This is a genomic window from Acidithiobacillus sp. TH-A35 (genome assembly GCF_057473505.1).
On the sequence record NZ_JBYCKR010000306.1, the window covers coordinates 1 to 2,376 of the forward strand.

Sequence of the window (2,376 nt, forward strand, 5' to 3'; positions counted from 1 at the left end):
CACCCCTATTCCGGTGGCGCGGGCGCAGGAGTTCACCACCTTCAAGGATGGTCAGACAGCCATGAGCATCCACGTCTTGCAGGGTGAGCGCGACTTGGTGCAGGACTGTCGTTCACTGGCACGCTTCAGTCTACGCGGCATTCCCCCTATGGTGGCCGGTGCCGCAAGAATTCGCGTGACCTTTCAGGTGGATGCCGATGGCCTGCTGGCCGTGCGTGCAGAGGAAACCGGTACCAGGGTGTGTACGGAAGTCGTCGTTAAACCGTCTTACGGTCTGAATGATGCGGAAATCGCCAGGATGCTGCAGGACTCGTTCACCCATGGCGCCGAAGATGTGGCCAGGCGGCGCCTGTCGGAAGCGAAAGTGGAGGGCGAGCGGGTGCGCGAAGCCTTGCGCACGGCCTTGACCGCCGATGCTGACCTGCTAGATCCTGCGGAGCGGGAAATTCTGGACAAAGCCGGTGCTGCGTTGATCAACGCCTTGTCGGGTAATGACGCCGACGTTATCACGGCCGCCGCTGAAGCGGTTGAAACTGCCGCTGAACCGCTGGTACAGCGGCGTATGGACAGTGCCCTGCGCCGCGCCATCGCCGGCCGTTCTATTGACGATCTGGGAGATTGAATGACTAAAATACGCGTCTTGCCGAACCCGGAAATCTGTCCCGAGGGGGCGGTGTTCGACGCTGAGCCGGGGGAGACCATCATCGCCGCCGCCATGCGCAATGATATTCACATTGAGCATGCCTGCGAGATGTCCTGCGCCTGCACCACCTGTCATGTGATTCTGCGCGCGGGTTTTGACAGTCTCGTGGCGGCAGAAGAAAAAGAGGAGGATTTGCTCGATAAGGCCTGGGGCCTGGAGCCGACCTCCCGCCTCAGTTGCCAGGCGAAAGTGACGGATACCGAACTGGTCGTCGAAATCCCCAAATACACTATCAATCTGGAAAAGGAGCGGCACTGATGCGCTGGACCGACACCATGGAGCTTGCCATTGCCCTGGATGAAGCCCACCCGGACGCCGATGTGGCCCATCTGCGTTTCACCGACCTGCATCGCTGGATATTAGAACTGCCCGATTTTGAAGGCGAACCCGAAAAGTCCAGCGAAGGCATCCTCGAAGCCATCCAGATGGCCTGGTTGGCGGAGAAGGACTGAGTCGGGCCGCGCCATGGCGGATAAAAAGGCCCTCATCGCCCTCTCGGGAGGGGTGGATTCTGCCGTAGCGGCACTGCTCATGCAGGAGCAGGGCTACGAACTCACCGGCGTGACCATGCGCCTGTGGCCCAGGAGCCGCTGCTGCGATGAAAAAGATATCGAAGACGCCGCTGAGATCTGCGCCCTGCTCGATATCCCCTACACGGTGCTGGATTATCGCGAGGCGTTCCGGCGTCAGGTGGTCGATGTGTTTGTCGCCGAATATCAGGCGGGGCGTACGCCCAATCCCTGTGCGCGCTGCAATCAGTTCCTCAAGTTTGATGCCCTCCTGGCGGAAGGCGAAAAGTTGGGCGCCACGATGCTGGCGACGGGGCACTATGCGCGCCTGGCGGAAATTTCTTCGGGCACCGCCCTGCTGCGCGGCCGTGACGAAGCCAAAGACCAATCCTATTTTCTTTTTGCCATTGGCGTGGCGCTATTGCCCCGCCTGCGTTTTCCCGTGGGTGGCATGAACAAGGATGAGGTGCGTGCCATGGCCCGCAAACACGGCCTGCCGGTGGCAGCCAAGCAGGATTCACAGGATATCTGCTTTGTCCCGGATGGCGACTACCGCCGCTTTCTGGAAGATTACGCCGGATTGGACATGGCGCAGGAAGGAGAGATGGTCGACAGCAGCGGGCAGGTTATCGGCCATCATCCGGGCACCTTGCACTTTACCGTCGGGCAGCGGCGCGGTCTGGGCGGTGGCAGCGGTCAGCCGCGCTATGTTTTGGCGCTGGACCCGGTGCAGAACCGGGTGATTGTCGGCGGTGAGGACGAGCTCTACCGCCGTGCGGCCAGCCTGGCCGAGTGCAACTGGCTGGCGGATTTGTCGCCCGGCGAAAGCCATGCTGTGACCGTAAAATTACGTTACCGCTCTCGCGCCGAGCCAGCCATGCTGCACCTGCTCCCCGATGCCAGGGCCGAACTTCGCTTCCCCGAGCCGCAACGCGCCGTCACCCCCGGTCAGGCTGCGGTCTGCTATCAGGGTGAGCGCCTGCTGGGCGGGGGCTGGATTCAGCACGCGGGATAGTCCGCGTGCGCGCCTGCATCAGGGTATACCCAATATATGCTGTATTTCCGGTAACATTTTCTGTACGCATTTTTTCCCCTCCGTTATGGCTTCACCGGCACGATAAAACTCCAGTAAGCCAATGTGGGACAGTTTTGGCGAAAGCAGAA

Annotated in this window: 4 protein-coding genes; all 4 read left to right on the forward strand. The window is 60.9% G+C overall.

Features of this window, described 5'->3' with window-relative positions:
* Nucleotides 1-622: Hsp70 family protein (locus tag AC2VNK_RS09750; RefSeq protein ID WP_486883608.1), on the forward strand; the 622-nt coding region annotated here is incomplete at its 5' end.
* The gene (fdx, locus tag AC2VNK_RS09755; RefSeq protein ID WP_486883609.1) at nt 623-961 is read left to right on the forward strand and encodes an ISC system 2Fe-2S type ferredoxin; all 339 of its coding nucleotides are present in this window, start codon (nt 623-625) and stop codon (nt 959-961) included.
* Nucleotides 961-1,155, forward strand: a complete 195-nt coding sequence (iscX, locus tag AC2VNK_RS09760) for a Fe-S cluster assembly protein IscX (RefSeq protein ID WP_291521576.1) — start codon at nt 961-963, stop codon at nt 1,153-1,155. Before fdx ends, iscX begins: the two co-directional genes overlap by 1 nt.
* A gap of 13 nt (nt 1,156-1,168) precedes the next feature.
* Nucleotides 1,169-2,227: a tRNA 2-thiouridine(34) synthase MnmA gene (mnmA, locus tag AC2VNK_RS09765; protein WP_291521578.1), complete on the forward strand. Its 1,059-nt coding sequence runs from the start codon at nt 1,169-1,171 to the stop codon at nt 2,225-2,227.
* Nucleotides 2,228-2,376 lie beyond the last annotated feature (149 nt).